At 32.6% G+C, this 21,039-nt stretch carries 24 protein-coding genes; 6 read left to right on the forward strand and 18 right to left on the reverse strand.

Features of this window, described 5'->3' with window-relative positions; translation table 11 throughout:
- Window positions 1–5: 5 nt before the first annotated feature.
- Genes BG262_RS07140 through rimP form a run of 4 tightly spaced genes read right to left on the reverse strand, consistent with a single transcriptional unit; the run spans window position 6 to window position 2,353 of the window.
- Window positions 6–311, reverse strand: a complete 306-nt coding sequence (locus BG262_RS07140) for a YlxQ-related RNA-binding protein (RefSeq protein WP_162271526.1) — start codon at window positions 309–311, stop codon at window positions 6–8.
- Entirely contained in the window at window positions 308–601 is a 294-nt protein-coding gene (gene rnpM / locus BG262_RS07145; RefSeq protein WP_070788206.1) for an RNase P modulator RnpM, read from the reverse strand. The genes BG262_RS07140 and rnpM overlap by 4 nt, the downstream gene beginning before the upstream one ends.
- A gap of 20 nt (window positions 602–621) precedes the next feature.
- Window positions 622–1,857 (reverse strand): transcription termination factor NusA, encoded by a 1,236-nt coding sequence (nusA, locus tag BG262_RS07150; protein WP_070788207.1) that lies wholly within the window; start codon window positions 1,855–1,857, stop codon window positions 622–624.
- A 25-nt stretch (window positions 1,858–1,882) separates the two neighbouring features.
- Window positions 1,883–2,353: a ribosome maturation factor RimP gene (rimP, locus tag BG262_RS07155; RefSeq protein WP_070788208.1), complete on the reverse strand. Its 471-nt coding sequence runs from the start codon at window positions 2,351–2,353 to the stop codon at window positions 1,883–1,885.
- A gap of 245 nt (window positions 2,354–2,598) precedes the next feature.
- On the opposite strand from rimP, the gene BG262_RS07160 reads away from it, so the two are divergent.
- Window positions 2,599–3,108 (forward strand): thioredoxin domain-containing protein, encoded by a 510-nt coding sequence (locus BG262_RS07160; protein ID WP_070788209.1) that lies wholly within the window; start codon window positions 2,599–2,601, stop codon window positions 3,106–3,108.
- 74 nt (window positions 3,109–3,182) lie between these two features.
- Window positions 3,183–3,317, forward strand: a complete 135-nt coding sequence (locus BG262_RS10965; protein WP_267886999.1) for a hypothetical protein — start codon at window positions 3,183–3,185, stop codon at window positions 3,315–3,317.
- Between the two features lie 25 nt (window positions 3,318–3,342).
- Here the strand turns inward: BG262_RS10965 and BG262_RS07165 are convergent, their stop codons facing one another.
- Window positions 3,343–4,341: a hypothetical protein gene (locus tag BG262_RS07165; protein WP_070788210.1), complete on the reverse strand. Its 999-nt coding sequence runs from the start codon at window positions 4,339–4,341 to the stop codon at window positions 3,343–3,345.
- 210 nt (window positions 4,342–4,551) lie between these two features.
- Here BG262_RS07165 and BG262_RS07170 point away from each other — a divergent pair, with 210 nt between their 5' ends.
- From BG262_RS07170 to lrgB, 4 genes are all read left to right on the forward strand, one after another.
- Window positions 4,552–6,321, forward strand: coding sequence for a sensor histidine kinase (locus BG262_RS07170; protein ID WP_070788211.1), 1,770 nt, complete (start codon window positions 4,552–4,554; stop codon window positions 6,319–6,321).
- Window positions 6,302–7,033: a LytR/AlgR family response regulator transcription factor gene (locus BG262_RS07175; RefSeq protein ID WP_070788212.1), complete on the forward strand. Its 732-nt coding sequence runs from the start codon at window positions 6,302–6,304 to the stop codon at window positions 7,031–7,033. Before BG262_RS07170 ends, BG262_RS07175 begins: the two co-directional genes overlap by 20 nt.
- A 154-nt stretch (window positions 7,034–7,187) precedes the next feature.
- Window positions 7,188–7,631, forward strand: coding sequence for an antiholin-like murein hydrolase modulator LrgA (lrgA, locus tag BG262_RS07180; RefSeq protein ID WP_070788213.1), 444 nt, complete (start codon window positions 7,188–7,190; stop codon window positions 7,629–7,631).
- 24 nt (window positions 7,632–7,655) lie between these two features.
- Window positions 7,656–8,342, forward strand: a complete 687-nt coding sequence (gene lrgB, locus BG262_RS07185) for an antiholin-like protein LrgB (RefSeq protein WP_070788214.1) — start codon at window positions 7,656–7,658, stop codon at window positions 8,340–8,342.
- A 115-nt stretch (window positions 8,343–8,457) separates the two neighbouring features.
- Here the strand turns inward: lrgB and BG262_RS11050 are convergent, their stop codons facing one another.
- The 13 genes from BG262_RS11050 to BG262_RS07245 all read right to left on the reverse strand — a co-directional run bounded on the left by BG262_RS11050 (window position 8,458) and on the right by BG262_RS07245 (window position 20,987).
- Entirely contained in the window at window positions 8,458–8,700 is a 243-nt protein-coding gene (locus BG262_RS11050; protein WP_083312947.1) for a GNAT family N-acetyltransferase, read from the reverse strand.
- A gap of 1 nt (window position 8,701) precedes the next feature.
- Entirely contained in the window at window positions 8,702–9,007 is a 306-nt protein-coding gene (locus tag BG262_RS10435; protein ID WP_083312936.1) for a GNAT family N-acetyltransferase, read from the reverse strand.
- A 5-nt stretch (window positions 9,008–9,012) separates the two neighbouring features.
- Complete coding sequence (locus BG262_RS07195; RefSeq protein ID WP_070788215.1) at window positions 9,013–10,728, reverse strand: Ig domain-containing protein; 1,716 nt, start codon at window positions 10,726–10,728, stop codon at window positions 9,013–9,015.
- A 252-nt stretch (window positions 10,729–10,980) separates the two neighbouring features.
- Entirely contained in the window at window positions 10,981–12,183 is a 1,203-nt protein-coding gene (locus tag BG262_RS07200; RefSeq protein WP_070788216.1) for an MFS transporter, read from the reverse strand.
- A 153-nt stretch (window positions 12,184–12,336) separates the two neighbouring features.
- Window positions 12,337–13,647 carry a ribosome biogenesis GTPase Der gene (gene der / locus BG262_RS07205; RefSeq protein WP_070788217.1) on the reverse strand — a complete coding sequence of 437 codons (1,311 nt, stop codon included), beginning with the start codon at window positions 13,645–13,647 and terminating at the stop codon, window positions 12,337–12,339.
- Between the two features lie 295 nt (window positions 13,648–13,942).
- The gene (locus BG262_RS07210) at window positions 13,943–14,653 is read right to left on the reverse strand and encodes a nitroreductase family protein (RefSeq protein WP_070788218.1); all 711 of its coding nucleotides are present in this window, start codon (window positions 14,651–14,653) and stop codon (window positions 13,943–13,945) included.
- On the reverse strand, window positions 14,646–15,548 hold the full coding sequence (gene dnaI / locus BG262_RS07215; RefSeq protein WP_070788219.1) for a primosomal protein DnaI: 903 nt from the start codon (window positions 15,546–15,548) through the stop codon (window positions 14,646–14,648). The genes BG262_RS07210 and dnaI overlap by 8 nt, the downstream gene beginning before the upstream one ends.
- A 1-nt stretch (window position 15,549) precedes the next feature.
- Entirely contained in the window at window positions 15,550–16,758 is a 1,209-nt protein-coding gene (locus BG262_RS07220) for a DnaD domain protein (RefSeq protein ID WP_083312937.1), read from the reverse strand.
- A 53-nt stretch (window positions 16,759–16,811) separates the two neighbouring features.
- Window positions 16,812–17,282 carry a transcriptional regulator NrdR gene (nrdR, locus tag BG262_RS07225; protein ID WP_070788220.1) on the reverse strand — a complete coding sequence of 157 codons (471 nt, stop codon included), beginning with the start codon at window positions 17,280–17,282 and terminating at the stop codon, window positions 16,812–16,814.
- Window positions 17,283–17,689: 407 nt separating this feature from the next.
- Window positions 17,690–18,328 (reverse strand): tRNA (guanosine(46)-N7)-methyltransferase TrmB, encoded by a 639-nt coding sequence (gene trmB, locus BG262_RS07230; protein WP_070788221.1) that lies wholly within the window; start codon window positions 18,326–18,328, stop codon window positions 17,690–17,692.
- 17 nt (window positions 18,329–18,345) lie between these two features.
- A complete protein-coding gene (locus tag BG262_RS07235; RefSeq protein ID WP_070788222.1) occupies window positions 18,346–19,134 on the reverse strand; it encodes a phosphotransferase family protein in 789 nt (262 codons plus the stop codon).
- An 85-nt stretch (window positions 19,135–19,219) separates the two neighbouring features.
- Window positions 19,220–20,257, reverse strand: coding sequence for an ABC transporter permease (locus BG262_RS07240; protein WP_070788223.1), 1,038 nt, complete (start codon window positions 20,255–20,257; stop codon window positions 19,220–19,222).
- Complete coding sequence (locus tag BG262_RS07245; RefSeq protein WP_070788224.1) at window positions 20,250–20,987, reverse strand: ABC transporter ATP-binding protein; 738 nt, start codon at window positions 20,985–20,987, stop codon at window positions 20,250–20,252. Before BG262_RS07245 ends, BG262_RS07240 begins: the two co-directional genes overlap by 8 nt.
- Window positions 20,988–21,039 lie beyond the last annotated feature (52 nt).

A 21,039-nucleotide genomic window follows, 5' to 3' on the forward strand; every position in this document is an offset into this window, starting at 1 on the left:
TTATCCTATTTCGACATAAGTTCTCCCATCTTCTTAGCAAATCCTTTTTCAGTAACGGCGATCACCTTACGTGGTTCACCAATTGCATTACTAAGTTCGTAAGAGCTAAAGATATCTGTCATTCTTATCTTGTAATAGTCTGTTTTATCTGCAATTTTTTTGATTAAATTTTCTGAAGCATCATTTGCGACAAAAACTAATTTAGCTTTACCGTTTTGAATACTTTTGACTACTAATTCCTCACCTGTGGTAAGTTTACCAGCTCTTTTGGCAAGGCCTAATAGATTTAATACTTTTTCTTCCATTTTTATTCGAGTCCTAAGTCACGACGAGCTACTCGATGATTTACATATTCGATTAACTCATCATAAAAATCATCTGAGATACTTGTTTGAAAAGTACGATCAAATACTTTTTTCTTTTTGGCTAGAGCTGCCTCTTCATTTGTTAAGGCCAAGTAAGCTCCTCGTCCATGGGCTTTACCAGTTGGATCAATTGAAACATTTCCCTCTTTATCAAAGGCGATTCTTAATAAATCTTTTTTGGGAAACTGTTCATTTGAAACAACTGATTTTCTCATTGGTGTCTTACGTGTCTTCATTAAAGGCTCCTTATTCTAGATTAATCTAGAACTTCCTCATCAAAATCTTCAATTGCTTCTTCTGCTTCAACTTCTTCTGCTTTAAATTCTTCAATTTCATCAGAGTCTGTAACAATAGTTTCTTCTACAACTGCTAGTTCATCACCTTGAACATCTCCGACAAGTTCTTCAACTTCTTCGACTTCTTCAATAACTTGATCTGCTTGTTCAGCTAAATATTTTTCATAGTCAGATGAAGATTTGATATCAAGTTTATGATTTGTTACATGTGCAGCAAGACGAACATTTTGTCCACGCTTACCAATTGCTAAACTCAATTGATCATCAGGAACAACAACAATTGCTTGTCTTGGAGTTTCAGGATTAAGAATTACTTGCTCAACGCTAGCTGGTTTTAATGAATTTGCAATTAATACTGCTGGATCTTCATCCCATTCAATAATATCCATATTCTCACCGTGAAGTTCTTTAACTACACTTTGAATTCTTGAACCACCCACACCTACAATTGTACCAATTGCATCAACATTTTCTTTGTTTGAACGAACAACAACTTTTGCACGGTCTCCTGCTTCACGCGCGATTCCCATGATTTCAACAGTTCCATCATAAACTTCTGGAATTTCTTTTTCAAATAAACGTTTAAGAAGTTCAGGATGACTACGACTTACAAAAACCTGAGTTCCTTTTGAAGTCATTTCAACTTTATAAACATAAACATTTATACGATCATGTGCTTCATATTTTTCCCCTGGAATTTGGTCACGCTTAGATAATTGTGCTTCAATCTTACCAAGGTTAACAAAGATAAAACGATTATCAAAACGTTCAACTGTACCAGTCATGATTTCATTTTCATAACGTGAGTACTCATTATAAATAATTGTACGTTCTTCTTCACGCATTTTTTGCATGATTACTTGTTTAGCAGCTCCTGCAGCTGTACGAGCGAAATCCTTTGGTTTTTCTTCAAAACGAATCTTATCACCAATTTCATAGTGAGGATTAATTTTCAAAGCATCATCTAATGAAATTTCTAGACGACTATCAAATACTTCATCAACAACTTCACGAACAGTGTAGATTTGGAAATCTCCTTTTTTATCATCAAAGATAACTTCTACACTTTGTGATTGTCCATATTGTTTTTTATAGGCAGCAGTCATTGCTTGTTCAATTGCTTCAACTACTACTTCTTTTTTGATTCCCTTCTCTTCTTCAAGAGTTGTAAGGGCACTTAGCATTTCCTTGCTCAATTTATAAATTCCTTTCCTATGTGCTCTAGATTTTTACAGCCGTGCGAGCTTTGGCAATATTTTTAAGTTCAATTTCAACTGTCTTATGACGTGATTTATCAAGATAGTCAATTACAAGTTTCTCACCATCAAAACTTACTAAATCTCCAATAAATTCCTTTGACTTATCAACCTTTGTATAAAGGCTAACATAGACATGGTCTCCAACAGCATTTTCAAAATCACTAGCTTTCTTTAGTGGTCTCTCAGCACCTGGGCTTGCTACTTCAAGCATATACTCAGCTGGAAACGGATCTGGAGTAATTTCATCCAAAGCTGGACTAATAATTTCCGTAAGTTCAACCGTATCTTGAAGAGTAATTCCTTCTGGTTTATCAAGCAAAATACGAAGAACAAAATCGGCTCCCATCTTCTCCCATTCAACATCCACAAGTTCATATGGTGCTGGAATCAAGGGCTCGATTTCCTTAGTTACAATACTAATAACTTCTGACATGATACCTCCTTTTCTTCTACAAAGACTGCGTCTATTATTAATTATAGGTCTAAAACAAACACAAAGAGCGAAACAACTAAGTTCGCTCCCTCCATGTATTTTTACTTATAATAACACAGTTTGCCTACTATTGCAAGTATCAAGCCTATTTAAAGGATTAAAGCTCGTATAATATTTAAAATCCACAAAATTTTATATTTCAAACTATATTTGCTAAAATTATATAAAAGAAAGGTGGTATAAAAATGGATATTAGTGTTATTAAAGCTCAAGAAGTAGGAAGTGTTTTAGGAATTCATATTGGTCAATCAGATAAAAAAGTTTTAGAATTAATTAATCTTAGATGCCCTTACTGTAGAAAATGGTTCTTCGAATCTAAGGATATTTTAGACGAAGCTGTTTCAAATGGGCAGGCTGAAAGAATAATTAAATTAGTTGACAAAACTAAAGAATCTCTTCAACGTGGAAATGTTATGCACCGCTTCGTCGATTATTCAAACCCTCAAAAGGCTCTTGAAGAAATCGAATTAATTTTCAATCACCAAGATGAGTGGGGAAATTTAAGTCTTGAAAATGTTGAAAAATACGCTAAAGAAAAATTAAATTTAACAGAACACGATCACAAAAAATATGCAAAAGAACTATCTGATGAAGCTGATAGAGCTAATGTTAAGTTCGTACCAACTATAATCATTGGTCAAACAATTTTTGATGAATCAATTTCTCAAAATGAATTAAAAGATCTTCTAGCATAATCAATTAATAACAAGCCGAGAAATCGGCTTGTTATTATATTTAAGATTTTTGTCTTTTTTATCCAACAAGCAAGATGTCAGTTGTCGATGAAGATCGTGGTATAAATGGTATTGGAATTGCTCCAGACATCCATGTTCCTTGGACTCCTGAATTCTTTGAAAGAGTTTTAGATATAGAAAATGCTTTTGAAATATTCAAGAATAACTAAAATAATTTTATGTAATTTTTATTTTTTACTCAATTCTTTTAAATGTCGTTATTTGGTCATTTTCTACCCAAGTATTTGAATTATAAAAATCAGAATTGTTATCCTTAAGAATTATTTCAAAATTGTTATCGTCTTTAAATATAACTTTGCAATTTATTTCTCCATCTGGCAATCTTGTATCAGTTGCTTCCGTGAATATAACGTTCTCACTTATAGGATTATATGTAGCTGTGTTAATTGCAAAACCACTCACAGCATTTTCCTGAATGACAATCAATAAAGAACTATATTCACCAGTTCCTGATTTAATAAATATTTTTCCGCCTTTAGAAGATTCCCATGTACCTATTAATCTCATCAAAAGGTTTTCACCATCTATTAATTCTAATCTCTTTTCATTTGCATAAAAATAATTGACCATATTATTTTCACCGGTTTGTTCATTTATTTTATCTAAACCAGAATCATATATAGATTTGTTTAACGTATATTTATCATATAATTGAGCTTTAGTAATTGGTGTTTCATCTACTTCAAACTTCTTAATCTTTAAGGGTCCATCACCTATTGTTCCACCTTTTGGATATATCGTATTATTTTCAGTTACAAAGTGAAGAATCGGATGAGAATTTCCTACGCCTGAGTGAACTTGAAGATATAAATCATCCCCGTCAATATTATAAGCAAGCTGATAACCTTGTAGGTCAGACTCCGCCCTTGAGTCTGAAATAGTAGCAATGAGATGAACTTGTATTTTTATTGGAAGATTATTAAAATTTATTCCTTTTTGCTCTTCTTCACTAAGGACAACCTCACTTGAATCTTTTTTTATATCTGTGCCCTTACTAGATTCGCTAGTTTTTTTTATTTCCTTGGTAGTTGAAGAACTTGTTTCACTTGATTTCCGTTCAATCTTTTGAAGATTATTACCATTTGAGCTTTTTTCTTCAACTTTTTTAGAACAGGCAGTTGTCGTTGCGAAAGTTAGTAAAAGTCCTAAAACAAATAACTTATTTTTATTCATCATTCACTCCCTATTTTTTTGTTTAATTCAATTATAGTCAATAAATTTTCTTTAAACAATGTTATTTAAAGAAAAATAATATAACTTAAAATAATTTCATTAGTATGAAATAAGTATAGAAATTTTTTATATTTATTGTTTTCGATACCATTATTTAGGTATGTTTTTTGATATACTTATTATATAAATATATTTCAAGGGAAGTCGCTTATGTTCGAATTATTCATATTAATGATGGAGCGGGTTGGTCTCATAATTTTACTCGCCTTCTTACTTGTTAACGTACCTTACTTTAAAAAAATATTACTTAGTAGAGAAAAATTGTCATCTAAGCTTCAGCTTATATTGATTCTTGGATCTTTTGCCATAATTTCAAACTTCACTGGTGTTGAAATAAGCAAAAATCAAATTATACCCAGTAATATACTGACATCAATAAACATTGGAACATCAATAGCAAATACAAGAACACTTGTTATTGGGGTTTCCGGTCTCGTAGGAGGCCCATTTGTTGGAGGAGCTGTTGGATTAATCGCAGGTATCCACAGGGTACTTCAAAGTGGAGGGACATCCGCTTTTTATATACCTTCATCTCTAATTATTGGAGTTTTGTCAGGTATTGCCAGTAAGTTGCTGAGTCGAAAACATCCATTTCCACCACCAGTCTATTCAGTGATTGTTGTTGTGCTCATGGAATTGATTCAATTTGCCTTTATCCTTACATTTAGTAGTAATTTTGAGGAAAGTAAAAAGTTAATTAGTCTTATTGCTCTTCCAATGATTATACTAAATAGTTTGGGAACTTTTATATTCATGTCAATACTGACAATTACTCTTAGACAAGAAGAACAAGCAAAAGCTGTTCAAACTCATGATGTTCTATCTTTGGCTGCTGAAACACTTCCCTTTTTCCGTAAAGGCTTAAATGAAGAATCCTGCCAACAGGCAGCAGCAATTATTAAACATTACACCAGAGTAAGTGCAATAAGTATGACAAATGAAAATAATATCTTAGCACATGTTGGAGCTGCAAGCGACCATCATATACCAAAGCTTGAAATACTTACTGAACTATCTAAAAATGTAATAACTTCTGGAGAGATGGTAATTGCTCACTCTAAGGAAGAGGTAGGCTGCCCAAATCCAAATTGCCCATTGCAAGCAGCAATTGTTATCCCACTTGTAGTTAAGGACAAGACCGTTGGAACATTAAAAATGTACTTCACTGATCCATCTAAATTGACTCATGTCGAAGAACAACTTGCTGAAGGACTTGCTACTATATTCTCTTCTCAAATTGAGCTAGGTGAGAGTGAAGCTCAAGCAAAATTACTTCAGGAAGCAGAAATAAAATCCTTACAGGCACAAGTAAACCCTCACTTCTTCTTCAATGCTATAAATACAATCTCTGCACTTATGCGAAAAGATAGTGATAAGGCAAGAAAATTACTACTTCAACTTAGTAATTACTTTAGGGGGAATCTTCAAGGAGCAAGCCAGACAACAATTCCATTAGAACAAGAACTAAGTCAAGTAGATTCATATCTTTCCCTTGAACAAGCACGCTTTCCAAATCGATATACTGTAAACTATGATATAGAAGATGGTTTAGATGATATTTTTGTTCCACCATATTCGATTCAAATTCTGCTTGAAAATGCTATCAAACATGCTTTTGGAAATCGAAAAGAAAATAATATTGTAGACATAAAAGTTAAGATGGTTAATAACAAACTGAATATACTAGTTAGTGATAATGGAAATGGAATATCACCAGAAAGACTTCCGCAAATTGGAAAAATGAAGGTAGATTCAAAAAGTGGTACTGGAACAGCTCTCCAAAATCTTTATAAGAGAATAAGTAATTTGTATTCAAATGATGGAAGTTTTTCGATTTCTAATATTGAAACTGGTGGCTGTCAAATTGAACTGAATTTCCCTGCATATACGGAGGAACAAAATGCACGTATTAATAGTTGATGATGAACCTTTAGCTCGTGAGGAGCTAAACTACATAATAAGTCAAAATGAAAATATAGATACTATTGATGAAGCTGAATCCGTTGATGAGGCTATGTCAAAAATGATTGATCACAAACCGGACATACTTTTTTTAGATATTCATTTAACTGATGAAAGTGGATTTGATCTCGCTGAAAAACTTGTGAATCTTAATAATGCACCTTACCTAATCTTTGCAACAGCCTATGATGAATACGCATTGAAAGCTTTTCAAGTAAATGCAAAAGATTACATATTAAAACCATTTGATGAGGTAAAGATTGAAAAGGTATTGAAAAAAGCTTTTAAATCAATTAATTCTAGGGTCCAAGGCAAATCAGATACTTCTATACATCCAATAATTGATTCAATCCCAATTCAAACTGATGATAGAATATATCTTGTTGCACCAGATGAAATATATCTAGTCTCGGTTGAAGAAAGACAATTGAATATAATGTTAGAAAGCAAAAGCTATCAAATGACTGGAAGTCTAAATAAAATTGAAGAAAAATTACCTAATGACATCTTCATTAAGACTCATAGAAGTTTTATTCTAAATGCTAATAAAATAAAAGAAATACAACCCTGGTTTAATAATACTTTGCAAGTAATAATGGACAATGATTTAAGGGTTCCAGTAAGTCGTTCATATATAAAAAACTTTAAAGAAGTACTCGGATTAAATTAAGAAAAATTATCAAAATATCTTCATGTAAATTGGAGATATTTTTTTGCATTTCGTGTTGAGTATATGACATCTCATGAAAATTTCCACTAAAACACCTGTTTTTTTTATATAATCCAAGTATAAAAGTTGATTAATTATTAAAGGAGAAGTCAAAATGAAAAAAACTTATTCGTTTTTACAACAAGCATTTATTTTTGCAATTATAATGTTAATATCCAATGGTATTGCATACATATCACCTATTCCACTTCCTGCTTCAGTAATTGGAATGGTAATTTTATTTATCGCATTGTGTACAAATCTTGTTGAACTAGATCAAGTTGAAGAACTTAGTAATGATTTATCAAGTATAATTGCATTTCTATTTGTTCCATCGGGAATTTCTCTAATTAATTCGCTAGACCTAATGCAACATTACGCCTTTCAAATAGTATTTGTAATCCTTGTAGCAACTGTAGTGTTACTTGGAACAACCGGTTGGTCTGCTTCTTTCTTTTTAAAAGTTCGTAAAAATCACCACAATAAAGAGAAAATAGATAAAAAAGAAAAAGCCGAAGCTAAAAAACTTGCTGAGCAAATCTTAACACATAATAATTAGATAGAATAAATAAGGAGTAATTTTATGACACCGTATGTTGGAATTATAATATCATTAATCGTTTTCCAGGCTGGAACTTGGGCCTTTACTAAATCAAACGGATTTTTCCTATTTACACCTTTATTTGTAGCAATGATATTAGGTGTAGTTGTATTAAAACTTACAGGTATAACTTATGAAGAATATAATCATGGTGGAAAAGTTATTAGCTTCTTCTTAGAACCTGCAACAGTAGCATTCGCAATACCACTTTACAAAAAAAGAGAAGTTTTAAAAAAATATTGGTTAGAAATCGTATCAGCAATCTCACTCGGGACATTTGCTTCATTGTTCGCAGTTGTGTTCTCAGCACAAATTGTCGGAATGGAAAAAAGCGTCATGGCTTCAATTCTTCCTCAAGCAGCTACAACTGCAATCGCAGTACCTGTTTCTCAATCAGTAGGCGGAATTGCTGAAATCACTTCATTTACAGTAATTTTCAATGGTGTATTGGTATATGCTCTAGGTAGCATGTGCCTTAAATATCTACATATTAAAAATCCAATTGCTAGAGGTCTTGCACTTGGAGCTGCAGGACATGCACTTGGGGTATCAGTAGCTATGGATAGTGGAGATACCGAAGCAGCCATGGCCAGTATTTCAGTAGTAATCGTGGGTGTAATAACAGTAATCGCAGTACCACTATTCGCAAGAATGATGGGAATTGCATAAAGAAAATCACGTACGAGTGAATGACTAAAATCATTCACTTTTTTAGTGTCATTACCTATACTCAAAATTCTTTATTCAAAAAAGCTAGCAAAATTTTGCTAGCTCAATACTTATTTTAATCATGTAGATTAATATAAAAGACATCTTGGTCTGCCCATTTACCAAATTCGTAAATAAATTCTTTCCTTACACATTCATAAGAAAAACTTAATTTTTTTAATAAATTTTTAGAAGGTATATTATCAATACTTACTACTGCATCAATTCTAGAAAATTTAAGATCATCTTTTAAATAGGGTATAAAGGCTGAAACTGCCTCATAAGCATATCCGTTTTTTCCAATATTGATTATTAATATATTAACCTATTTCTGCCCAATCTACATTTGCTCTTGATAAAGTGATAACATCAATTAAACCAAGATAAGTGGACGATTCTTTATCAAAAATTCCAAATACTCGAATTTTATCTTCTGAGGCAAGAAAACTACATTCTTCTATATATTCTTTAAACCACTCAAAATTATGAGTAGATATATCTTTAAAGCCATCATCATGTTTATATTGACTGGGAAAGCGATTATTTTGGGAACCAATCCAATTATCATAATAACTTAATAGCATTGGACGAATAATTAATCTTTCAGTATAAATTACTTCTGTCATGCATATCAACCTGTGTATTTTTCCCTATTATATATATCAATACCTTCTTCTTCCCTCCAATTTGTACTATGATAATCAAAACTTTGAGGACTTATTGCTCTAATAATCATTTCAAACTTATCATCACTTAAAAAAATAATCTTAGCATTATAATCATTAGGATTGTCGTAAACATTAAGAGGAAGTGATTGAATTAGAAGAGTTTTAGAATCAAGAACTTTTATCTTCTTAGTACTTATTGCACTACCACATGGGACATTCTTTATTGTAAAATTATATAAAGGAAACTCGCTATTTTTTCTAATACGAACTATATCCGTACCAGACCTATCAACTCTTCTCCAGAACCAGTTATCTTCTAGATTATTAAATCTAGTGAGAGCAATATTTTCAATTTCTTTTCTATTTCTGGCTTCATCACCGACTAAAAATGACTTCCCTGAACCTGTAGGTGCTTTTTCTGATTTATTTTTTATTACTATTTGAATAGCCTCTAAGCGTTTTGAAGCATCTTGACTTCCGGCAGTAGATCCATTTTTCGCCCAATTTAACCACCCTTTATCTTGAATATGAACTCGATAATAAACATCATAGTGATTGGCAATCTCACCTGTTAGATTTATCCTTATTCCCTCTAACCGTAGAGAGCGACCATAAGTTCCAGATAATTGATTATTTGAAACATTATTTTGCCATCCAATATTTTGAACATGAGTTGAGTATGAAATTCCACCTACATATGGCAAATTACTTAACTTAATTTTTATTCCCTCTAGACGTAATCCACGTCCAGAGGTTCCAGAAATATCACCATTCTTTTTATAATTTTGCCATCCAATATTTTGAACGTGAGTAGAATATTCTACATTTGGTTTTACTTCATGAGGAGTATTTGCTTCATTGCCAATCAAAAATGAATTTCCACTTCCACTCGGAGCTTTCTGGTCTTTACTAATAAGTCTAATCTCAATTCCTTCTAATCTTTTAGATAATCCTTGGCTTCCAGCAGCGGCTCCATTTTTAGTCCAATTTAACCACCCTTTATCTTGTATATGCACTCGATAATATATATCGTAATATTTAGAAATTTGACCAGTCAAATTAATTTTTATCGCTTCTAATCTAAGCGAACGACCTGAAGTTCCAGATAATTGACCATCTTTTACACTTGGCTGCCATCCATCATTTTGAACATGAGTTGAGTATTCGACTCCTCCGCTAAAACTATCAAGATCGGATAATTCTATTCTAATTGCTTCTAATCTAAAAGATCGTCCAGATGTACCTGACATTTCTCCATTTTTAACAAATCCTTGCCACCCAATATTTTGTACATGTGTTGAATAAAATACGCTAGGACTTATTCCAGAAGCAGCAAGTTGAGGAGTTGCACGACTTTCTGAAGGATTATTATTTGTACTACTAGTAGATTCTTCTGTTTCTTCTGATTTGAATTCTTTACTGCTCGAAGTTGATGATTGATTTATGGATTGTTCTGTATTAGACGACTCATCACTTCCTATTGCATTCTTCTCTAAACTTGTTAATTCACTGTTTGAGCTAGAATTTTTATCAAATTCTTCACCATTTGATAACGATGTACTTTCTTTGGATACAATAGATGAACTTTCAGATGTAGAATCTAAAGCATGTACCGTACTCACCACCTCACTGCACAATAAAGAACCTACCATTAGTAAGCTTAATGCTAGCTTTTTCATAAAACATTCTCCTTTTGTTATATATTTACCTTATTATATCAAAAAAAAGTAAAAAAAATAAAAATTATCAATATTTTTAAATTTAAAACATATAATATTTTAAAACCGTAATCGTTTATACTAACCTTTAAAAATCATCTATATATTTTCGATATAATTAAAAAAGATAGCACAGTCAAACTATACTACCTAAATTCGAACTAACTGAAAAGTTTTCCACAGGTCCAAATCAGTTAACAAAAGTTATTATTTTTAATTCATTTCACACATATCTGCTGTTAGTTTATCATCAACTTTAGTCATATATCTATAACTTACCATAATAAAAATAAGTATCAGAATACCCAATCCTGTAAAAGCAAGTGGAAATTCTAATTTTTTTATGACGTAACCTACAAGTGGAAAGAAGATAGCCATTGATAGACTAAACATCATACTTGAAACACTAATCATAGTAGCTCTGGTTTCATTTTGTAAAACCAAATTTAACTCATTATTATAGGCTGGCATAGTCAAAGCATAAAGAGCGTTTAAAGATAGGTAGATGAAAATATAAATTATATTATTATCAGTAATTGCTCCTAAAAGGATAATAGATGAGATAATTGATACATATCTCATAATCTTAATTGCCGAAATCTTCTCACCAATTTTAGCAGAAAAGATTGAAAATAGGGCATTAAGAATTGTACCTAAAACCATTATTCCTACTACTAAACCTTTATTCATACTAGGAAATTTCAATTGATAGTAAAAATAAAACATTGATAGAGCCATTCCTAAAAAGTTCTGAAAGAACATCCAGATTAAGATATATGGCTTTTCTTTGAACTCTATTCCTACTGTTGAAATAATTTTTTTAAAGGTCAGTTTTTCTTCATTATCATCTTTTTTCTCAATATCTTTTGTGGACAAATATATGCCAATTGCTACTAAAGATAATAATATACTTATGTAGTATGTATAAACTAAGAGTCCCTTGATGAATAAAGCTGCTACAACTTGTCCTAGAGCAAGTGAAATTTCAATAGCTGCATTTTCTAAGGAAGTAATCCTTAAAAATTTTCCCTTAAGGCCTGCGCCTACACTGGACTCATACAAGAATGCTCCGTTAGTTCCAGAATCAAAATTATATGCCCATGATGAAAGTATCATACCTAGAGCAAATACCCAGAAACTATGTCCTGCTATCATTAAGATTGCGGACAAAATCTGCATGAGTCGCCCAATAATAAGGTTAGATTTGTAAGAAAAACGATCAGCAAGTGCTCCTGATGGAATTTCTGATAGGAGACTAGTAACATGGAAAATACTTTCCAATATACCAATCTCTACAACTGACATACCTCTACTCGAAAGGTAGGCTACAAAGAAAGTTGTAACTCCAAAAAATGAGACAAAATTTGCCGCTATTATTAGAGGTATATTTTTTTTATATTGTTTTTGATTGTTCATTTCCTTTTCCTTAATCCAATATTAAATACTTAAAATTTAATGGTTTGGATATAAAATACATTATTTAATTTTAAAAAATATAAAAACTTAAATAATATTTCGAACAGGTAATACTTAACCAGACTTTATAGATAAGGTCTGGTTAATAAACAATTATTTTCTCTTTCTTGCAATAATACGAATTGGAGTACCTTCAAAGACAAATGCCTTACGAATTTGATTCTCAAGGAAACGTTCATATGAGAAATGCAGTAATTCTTCTTCGTTAACAAATATTACAAATGTTGGTGGTTTCACGGCTACTTGAGTCGCATAGAAAATCTTTAGACGACGTCCTTTGTCTGTTGGTGTTGGATTGATGGCAACAGCATCCATGATTACATCATTAAGAACGGCACTTGGAATACGCATATTTTGCGCAGCTGAAACATCTTTAATCATATCTGGAAGTTTGTTAAGACGTTGTTTAGTCTTAGCAGAGACAAATATAATTGGAGCATATGAAAGATATTGGAATTGATCTCTAATATCCGCTTCAAAGTTTTGGAGAGTTTTATTATCTTTTTCAAGTGTGTCCCACTTGTTAACTACAATAATTACTCCTTTACCTGCTTCATGGGCAAATCCAGCAATTCGTTTATCATATTCACGAATTCCTTCTTCCGCATTCAATACCATAAGAACAATATCACTACGATCAATTGCACGCATAGCACGCATTACTGAATATTTTTCAGTTGATTCGTAAACTTTACCGCTTTTACGCATTCCTGCGGTATCAATCATTAAATATTCTTGACCTTCTGGGTCAACAAAATGAGTATCAATCGCATCTCTTGTAGTTCCTGCAATTGGACTAGCAATTACACGTTCTTCTCCAAGAATAGCATTGATTAAACTTGATTTACCAACATTTGGACGTCCAATAAGTGAGAACTTAATGATATCTGGATTTTCTTCTTCATCATCAACTGGAAGATTTTCAACAATTGCGTCAAGAACGTCACCAGTACCAATACCGTGAACGGCTGAAACTGGATAAGGTTCTCCAAGACCAAGACTATAGAAATCATAAATATCTAATCGACGTTCAGGATTATCTACCTTGTTTACTACTAGAATTACTGGCTTATCTGTTTTGTATAGAATTTGAGCCACGTATTCATCAGCATCTGTAACCCCACCTTCACCATCAACAACATGGAGGATTACATCGGCTTCATCCATAGCTATTTCAGCCTGAGCTTTAATCTGAGCCATAAATGGTTGATCAGACATTTCGATACCACCTGTATCAATTAATGAGAATTTTTTATTTAGCCATTCTCCAATTGCATAGATACGGTCACGTGTTACTCCTGGTGTATCTTCAACGATTGAGATTCTCTCTCCAGCTATACGGTTAAAAATTGTTGATTTTCCAACATTTGGGCGACCAACTATCGCTACTGTAGGTAATGCCATAACATACCCTCCTCTTTATCTACTTTGCTTATTGAAATGGTGATATTTGGGGTCTTAAAATTCAGAGAAAATAATTTGTTTCTTTACTAACCTGTGCCTATACCGTCCTTGACCAAATCGGCTAAGAAAAATTATAAGTATAAAATTATTAAAAATTTCAAATTTAATACCTGAAATATATTTTTTATAATATTGATTGCTTGTGCCCCTATTTTGGCCTACATAACATCCTCATTCCTTTTAATTATTAAGCCATATCAAAGTCTTAAATTCAATTGGCTAAATCTTATATAATTTACATTAATTTTTTATCTTTTAAATTTTCAAGAGTTGCTGAATCTTCAGGTTTTCCCCATTGCTCAACTATTCTCTCACTCCATTTATTAAATCTGTGATTTGAATATTCATCTTGAACTTGATCATAAGCTTCAATATCAGCCTTAGTATTTTCTTGATACTTTTCATCTGAAACCACAACTTCATATGGTAAACGAGGTTTAACTTCATTTACACGAGAAGCTTTTCCTAAAGCAATACCAAATACTGGGTAAGTATAGTCTGGTAAACCAAGAACTTGAGAAAATTCTTTTGATTTCTCTCTAATTAAGCCTACCATTACACCTGAGTATCCTAGACTTTCAGCAGCTAACAAAATATTTTGACCAGCAAGAGCAGCATCTACACTTGAAATAAGTAGATTTTCTACACCTTCTGGATGAAACTCTTCTTGATACATATTAACAGCTTTTTGAGCACGATTCAAATCTCCAACCATAACTAAGAATGCTGAACATCCAAGAATTGATTTTTGAGCTTGAACATCAAACAAAGCTTGTTTTTGCTCATCACTTTGAACCAGAACGATTGAATATGATTGAAAATTTTTCCATGTTGAAGCAGCTTGACCAGCTTCAATAATTTCTTTCAACACATCCGCAGGGATTTTTTCATCTGTAAAATTTCTTACTGACACATGTTTTTTCATTAAATCAATAGTTTCATTCATAACGACGATTTTCTCCTTCTAAACGTAGCTCTTTTGTTAAATAACGTACACGTTCCATAACTCTCTTTGCTGGCCATACTTCATTAGCATTTTTTGTCTCCGCCAAGTGCTTTTCTAAACCAGCTATATCAAGATTTGATGTGAAAAACGTTGGTAAATCTTCTTGCATACGGTACTGAAGAATAACCTGCAAGACCTCATCACGAAGCCAAGAACTTGACTGCTCCGCTCCAATGTCATCTAGCACTAAGACGTCCACACCTTTGACATCATCAATCATTTGTTTGACACCACCATCAGTTTTAATGGAATTTCTAACATCAATGGTAAAAGTTGGATAGTGTATAATAGTTGTACTTACACCCTTTTTAGCCAGCTCACGCGCCATTGCAGCCATGATGAAAGATTTTCCCACACCAAAGTCACCATATATATAGTATCCTTTTGCGTGCTTATTAAAATCTTTTATGAAAGCAGATATAGCCTTGTATGCATCAACACGTCTAGTATCATCAATAGCAACATCAGCCCAATCAATGTCCTTAAAACTCTTCGGCAGACCAACAAGCCTAACACGACGACGTTGATTAGCTTCTTTTTGCTGACTTTCAAGTTCTGGTGTTACCATATAAGAAACGTCCGCATAACCATGATTCATAACTAAAACGGGTTCATATCCTTTAGTAGCGTACTTAGGATCATTACTCAGAAACTTCTCGTGCTCCTGAATATATTCATAAAACTTTGAATAAGAACGACTAACCTGCTCAGGTGTCATCTTTTGCTCTTGAATAAACTCTTGAATCTTCTTGTTTCCCATTACAGTAGCAATTAGACGGTCGTACTCTTCTCTCATACCCGGTCTACTGTTCAAAATATCACCGATTTTTTCCATCTTAATCACCTACTCCCTGTATATCCTTCAAAGCTTCCTGTCTTAATTTTTCTAAGGCAAGTAAGTCTTGATCAGTCGTCATATTCTTCGTGGTTTCATTGTGCCACTCTGGAACTTTAGCACTAGATTTAGTCGAATCAAAACTATTATTTTGTTTATAGTTATTATTTGTTTTTGAATTATTACTAGTTTGATTTTCCTTAAAACTTTCAATTCTTTTAAGGGCTAGTTCTGCAGAACTTACATTATTTCTTTTCCAATCATTGGCTACTCGATCAACAAATTTTTCATTCAAACTAGATTGTGCAGTTTGAATTAATGAGTAGTGAATCAAAATATTTTGAACCTCAGGCTCAACTGCAAGTCTAGTAAGCCTTAATAATATTTCTCTTTCCTGCTTAGTTACAAAGCCACCTTCTTGAGATTTAAGGCTATTTAAAAATACTTCTGGCTCAACTTCCTTAGCAATCATGATTAATTGCCTTTCATCTGGAGAAAAAGTTGATAAGTCAGGTTTTTCCTCATCTGGTTTAGTTATTTCAAGAATAATAGCATCAATATTAATTGTGCTGTTGGCATTAGCTGTTTTTTCAGCAATCTTAAATAAGTCATACCAATCGAAATTATATTTATCAGCTAACTCGTAAATTCTAAGAACATCGACTTCTTTATTTGCAAAACCAAGATGTCTTTGTCGCATTATATTTTGAAAACTTGTTAAATCAAAGCCATTTTTATCTGTCTTATTCTCAGCAATGCTTTCCACAGTACCACTAAAATTAATCTTAAAGACATCAGAGAATTTCTTAGAAAGCTTAGTCTCAAAGGGCTGAACATATTCAGCTATCTTTTCAAAAGCTTGTTCTCCAACTCTGCTAAGTAAAAGTCTTGAATAAAATTCGTCAGCTAGAAAATCATTTGGATTTTTAGGACTTTTCAACTCAAGTTGATATGACTTCCTATCAGTATATACGTCAAGCAAGTTCATAGCAGTCAATTTATCTAAGCAATCGTTAAAATCAATGATCCCGATATTTAAGTGATTTAAAACATCTGAAACGCGTACGGAATCAGATGTCGTCAAATATTGATAAAGAGCGACTGCATCTCGCCCAATAATTGGTAGATAAAAGCGCATTAAGACATCAGCCGACCAAGCTAATCTGTTTTTATTTATAAAATTAATTTGATCTGCAGGTCTAATTTGCATGATATCTCCTTATATTTTCTTATAATCTATGAAATAAACAGGTAGGTAAATAATTATTTTTTTGGATCAATTCCTTTGTTTGTTATATTCCTCAAAAGATCTTCTAATTCACTTACATCTTTAAAGCTACGATAAACACTCGCAAATCGAACATAAGTGATTTCATCAAGTTCAGCAAGTTCTTCCATTACGAATCCACCAATAACATCTGCTTTGACTTCATTTTCGCCTAGAGCTCTTACCTTTTGTTCAACTCGCTCAACAGTCCTTTCCATATCTTCTATAGATACAGGGCGTTTTTGAGCACTACGGATAATTCCATTAAGAATCTTATCGCGGTTAAAGACTTCACGACTTTCATCTTTTTTAATAACAAGAAGGGGCATTTCTTCAATGCGCTCAAAAGTTGTAAATCGGTTACCACAGTTTTCACATTCACGACGACGTCGAATTGCTCGACCATCTTCTGCCTGTCTTGAGTCCACTACTTTTGAACTTTCATTTTGACACTTTGGACAACGCATATTAAATCCTTTTTACGTGTTAGACACAACCTTTTCTTTATTTTTTCGGTGCTTAACTACTCAAATACTGAACAGTCATATTGCGATTAAAACAATCAAATTTATTTGCTAATGTTTTATCGACATTGAAACTACCAGCGGAATAGCAACTTTTTATTATCGGGCTTATCCTCCTAAGATTTCTTCAACTACTCATCTCACAGCTTTAAACTTCGTTTAAAGTTAATAAACTGCAAGATTCGTTGTTTAGAAATCTTTAACAGTCGGTTAAGCGCCTTTTCATTATCGGGCTAATATTCCTAGCTTTCTTTCTGTAAGCAACTAGACGACTTTGATTAACAATCAAAGTAAATAAATCGCCTAGTTTCTTACCTACGAAAGCTGAACAGTCATATTAGCACCTTTTTTCACTTATATTGTGCTTCTACTCGATATATTACTTGACCTTTTGATGAAAATTTCGCTTCATACTCGGTCATTACATTATCTGGGAAGTCAGTTGCATGTAAATCTAGCCAAACTTGCTTGATTATCATTCCATATTGACTCATTGAAGCTAGACTATATTCAAATAATCCTCGATTGTCAGTTTTAAAGTGGATTTCTCCTTTATCGACAAGGATTTGTTCAAAAGTTTTTAAGAATGATTTATATGTAAGTCTTCTTTTCTCATGACGTGTTTTTGGCCATGGATCTGAAAAGTTTAGATATAGAAGATCAATTTCTCCATCAGCAAAATAGTCTGTTAAATCACTTCCGTCTACATGAAGTAATTGTACATTTGGAAGCTCTGCTTCGATCACCTTATCAAGAGCATAACTTAAAACACTAAGTTGCATATCAATTCCAATGTAATTAATATCTGGGTTTAAGGCTGCCATTCCAGTTACAAATGCACCTTTACCACTTCCTACTTCAATATGAATAGGATTATCATTTCCAAATTTTTCATGCCAGCGTCCTTTATATTCTTTTGGATTTGACACTACAAATTGGGGATTATTTTCAATGTATTCTGCACTACCTTTGCGGTTGCGTACTCGCATTATTTATTTCCTCTTAACTAAATATTTTCAAAGGCTTCACAAAATTTTCTCAAGCCATAAATTTCTCGGTTGACCCTATAGATATCATCTTCCTTAAAATATAAGGCAATCTGACGGAAGAATGAAAGTTGACCATACCACAAAATACTCTTTAAAAGTTCAGGTCGCAATTTGTATCCTGAATATACAAGCCATGTGTTCCAATTTCTTGGATCAATATAATGTGACAAAATATGGGACACATCCACTAATGGATCAGCAAGCATTGCAGTTTCCCAGTCAACTAGATAAATCTTCTGCGTATTTGAACGAATCCAATTCTTATGATTTACATCACCATGCACAACCACACATTCGCGCACATCAAAAGGCGGAATATCCTCTCTCATTTTGTCAAAGATATTCTTTAAGAATGAATTTTTTTCTATATTTTCATGGCTATCTTGATAACAATCATTTAATAGTTCCGTAGGTCCAAAAGCCAGGTTTCCCATCTTCATAAAAGTATCCACTAAGTTTCTACTTCTATGTAACTTACCAAGGACTATATTAATCTGATTATCTGTCATCTCAGCAGATGTTAAAACTCCACCGTTTATCCACTCTTGAGCACTAAGCGTATCACCAGTTCGGGTACGGCGGCTCCATAAAAGCTTAGGCGCAATTTCTTCCCTTGCTACTGCTGCCAAAAGTGGGGTAGCATTTCGTTTTATGAAGGCCTGTTGAGATCCAAGAGTGCCGTAAAAAGTATTACCAGTTGACCCTTTAACAGGAGTTAACTGCCAATTTTCATCAGATTGTAACATACAAAAAACTTCCTAGATTCTCATGATATCGGTCAATTAGTGTAAAATCAACCTAGTTCCTCTTATTGTACCGTTTTAGGCTCTTTCAGTCAACCTTGCGACTTGTGTAAAACAACAATACAGCAAGTGTTCCAATTATAATTAAAGGAACAAAGATTATTTTTTTAAATGTAAAAATGGCAACTATTGTTTGCACAAGTGCTAAAAGAGTCATCAAGACCATAAGTAATTGCTTAAGACTTTTACTCTTCTCTTCTTTTGAAATTGGATAAATCCTATTTAATACTTGATAGTCGTATGATTTCTTAATGGGTATTAATTGAAATAATAGAATGAAATTTATAAATAAAACTCCAACCAATGAAATTATTGGAGATGATACTGCAAATAGTAATATAATTGATAGGATTCCAAGTCTCATATAAAGCCCAAGATAGTCTCCCGTACGAAGAAAATGACGAGCGAAAAGATATAGATAGGTATTTTTATGTTCTTTTTTAATAAACTTCAATAATCCATCAAAGACTTTTCGCCTTTTAACGACAGGTTTAATACCTGGAACATCAACAAATTGACTATAAATTTTCAAAATATTAGTTTGACGTTTCTTCTCATCATCAATGGCTTTATCCCAGTTAAGTAAATTATTTTTAACATAAGAATTAGATTTTTGTATTAGTAATAAATATTTAATAGTAACTAATATAATTACCTGAAAGATTGGTAGCCAGAGTCCAGCCATAAAAGATTTTGCTGATATTGGATAAAGAATTAAGGCCGTTACAAAAAATAAAATCACTGGGAATATCATAGACTTTTGTACTGAAGATCTGATATGTTGTTTAACTTCTTCTTCTTTTGGTAAAAGAAATTGTTTATCAGCTTCTTCAATAAATGTTGCTAGATTTCCAAATATAAGAGCTACTAAGGAAATAAGTACAACTATAATTTTACCCCAGAACCAATTTTCTGGAATAGTTCTGATAAATTGTGCATATTGGACCATTAGAAAACCCATCATCAAAAAGAGAAGTATTACAAAATGATCATTGAAGACATAACGGAGATATTTACTATTTTGCTTGTAAAAATCTTGCCTTCTTTTCGAAAAGAGTTTATGCATGGGCAACACCTTTCGTTAAGGCAATATAAATATCATCAAGACTGGCATTTGGCATCTTGAATTTTTCACGCAAATCTTCAATCGTTCCATCTCCTACTACTGTTCCGTCATGCAAAACAATGAATTTATCACAGAATTTTTCAGCTGTTGAAAGAATATGAGTACTCATAAGGATTGATGCACCTTGAGTTTTCATTTCAATCATTAAATCGATCAAATCTTGAATTGCTAGTGGGTCTAAACCTAAGAATGGCTCATCAATAATGTAAAGGTTTGGGTTAGTTAAAAATGCACAAATAATCATAACTTTCTGTTTCATACCTTTTGAAAAGTTTGTCGGAAACCAGTCAAGTTTGTCTGCTAAGCGAAATGTTTCCAAAAGTTTATTTGCTCGTTCAAAAGCAAGCTCTTTTGGGATATCATAGGCCATCGCAGTTACTTCAATATGTTCTTTCAGGGTTAGTTCTTCATATAATGAAGGTGTTTCAGGAATAAAGCCTATTTGCTTGCGATATGAATCTACACCATCTGTAATTTTTTTATCATTTATTTTAATTTCACCTGAGTATGGTGTTAGAAGTCCGATAATTTCTTGTATAGTTGTTGATTTACCTGCACCATTTAACCCTATTAGTCCGACTAATTGTCCATTATCTATATTAAAGTTAACATCTTTTAGAACTTGTGAACCAAAGTATCCACCAGATAAATTTTTTACTTCTAAAGTCATAGTTTCTCCGTTTTTATTATTATAATGCCTAGAAAATCTGGGCCATGTATGG

It is taken from the genome of Floricoccus penangensis (assembly GCF_001832885.1).
GTDB classification, from domain to species: Bacteria; Bacillota; Bacilli; order Lactobacillales; family Streptococcaceae; genus Floricoccus; species Floricoccus penangensis.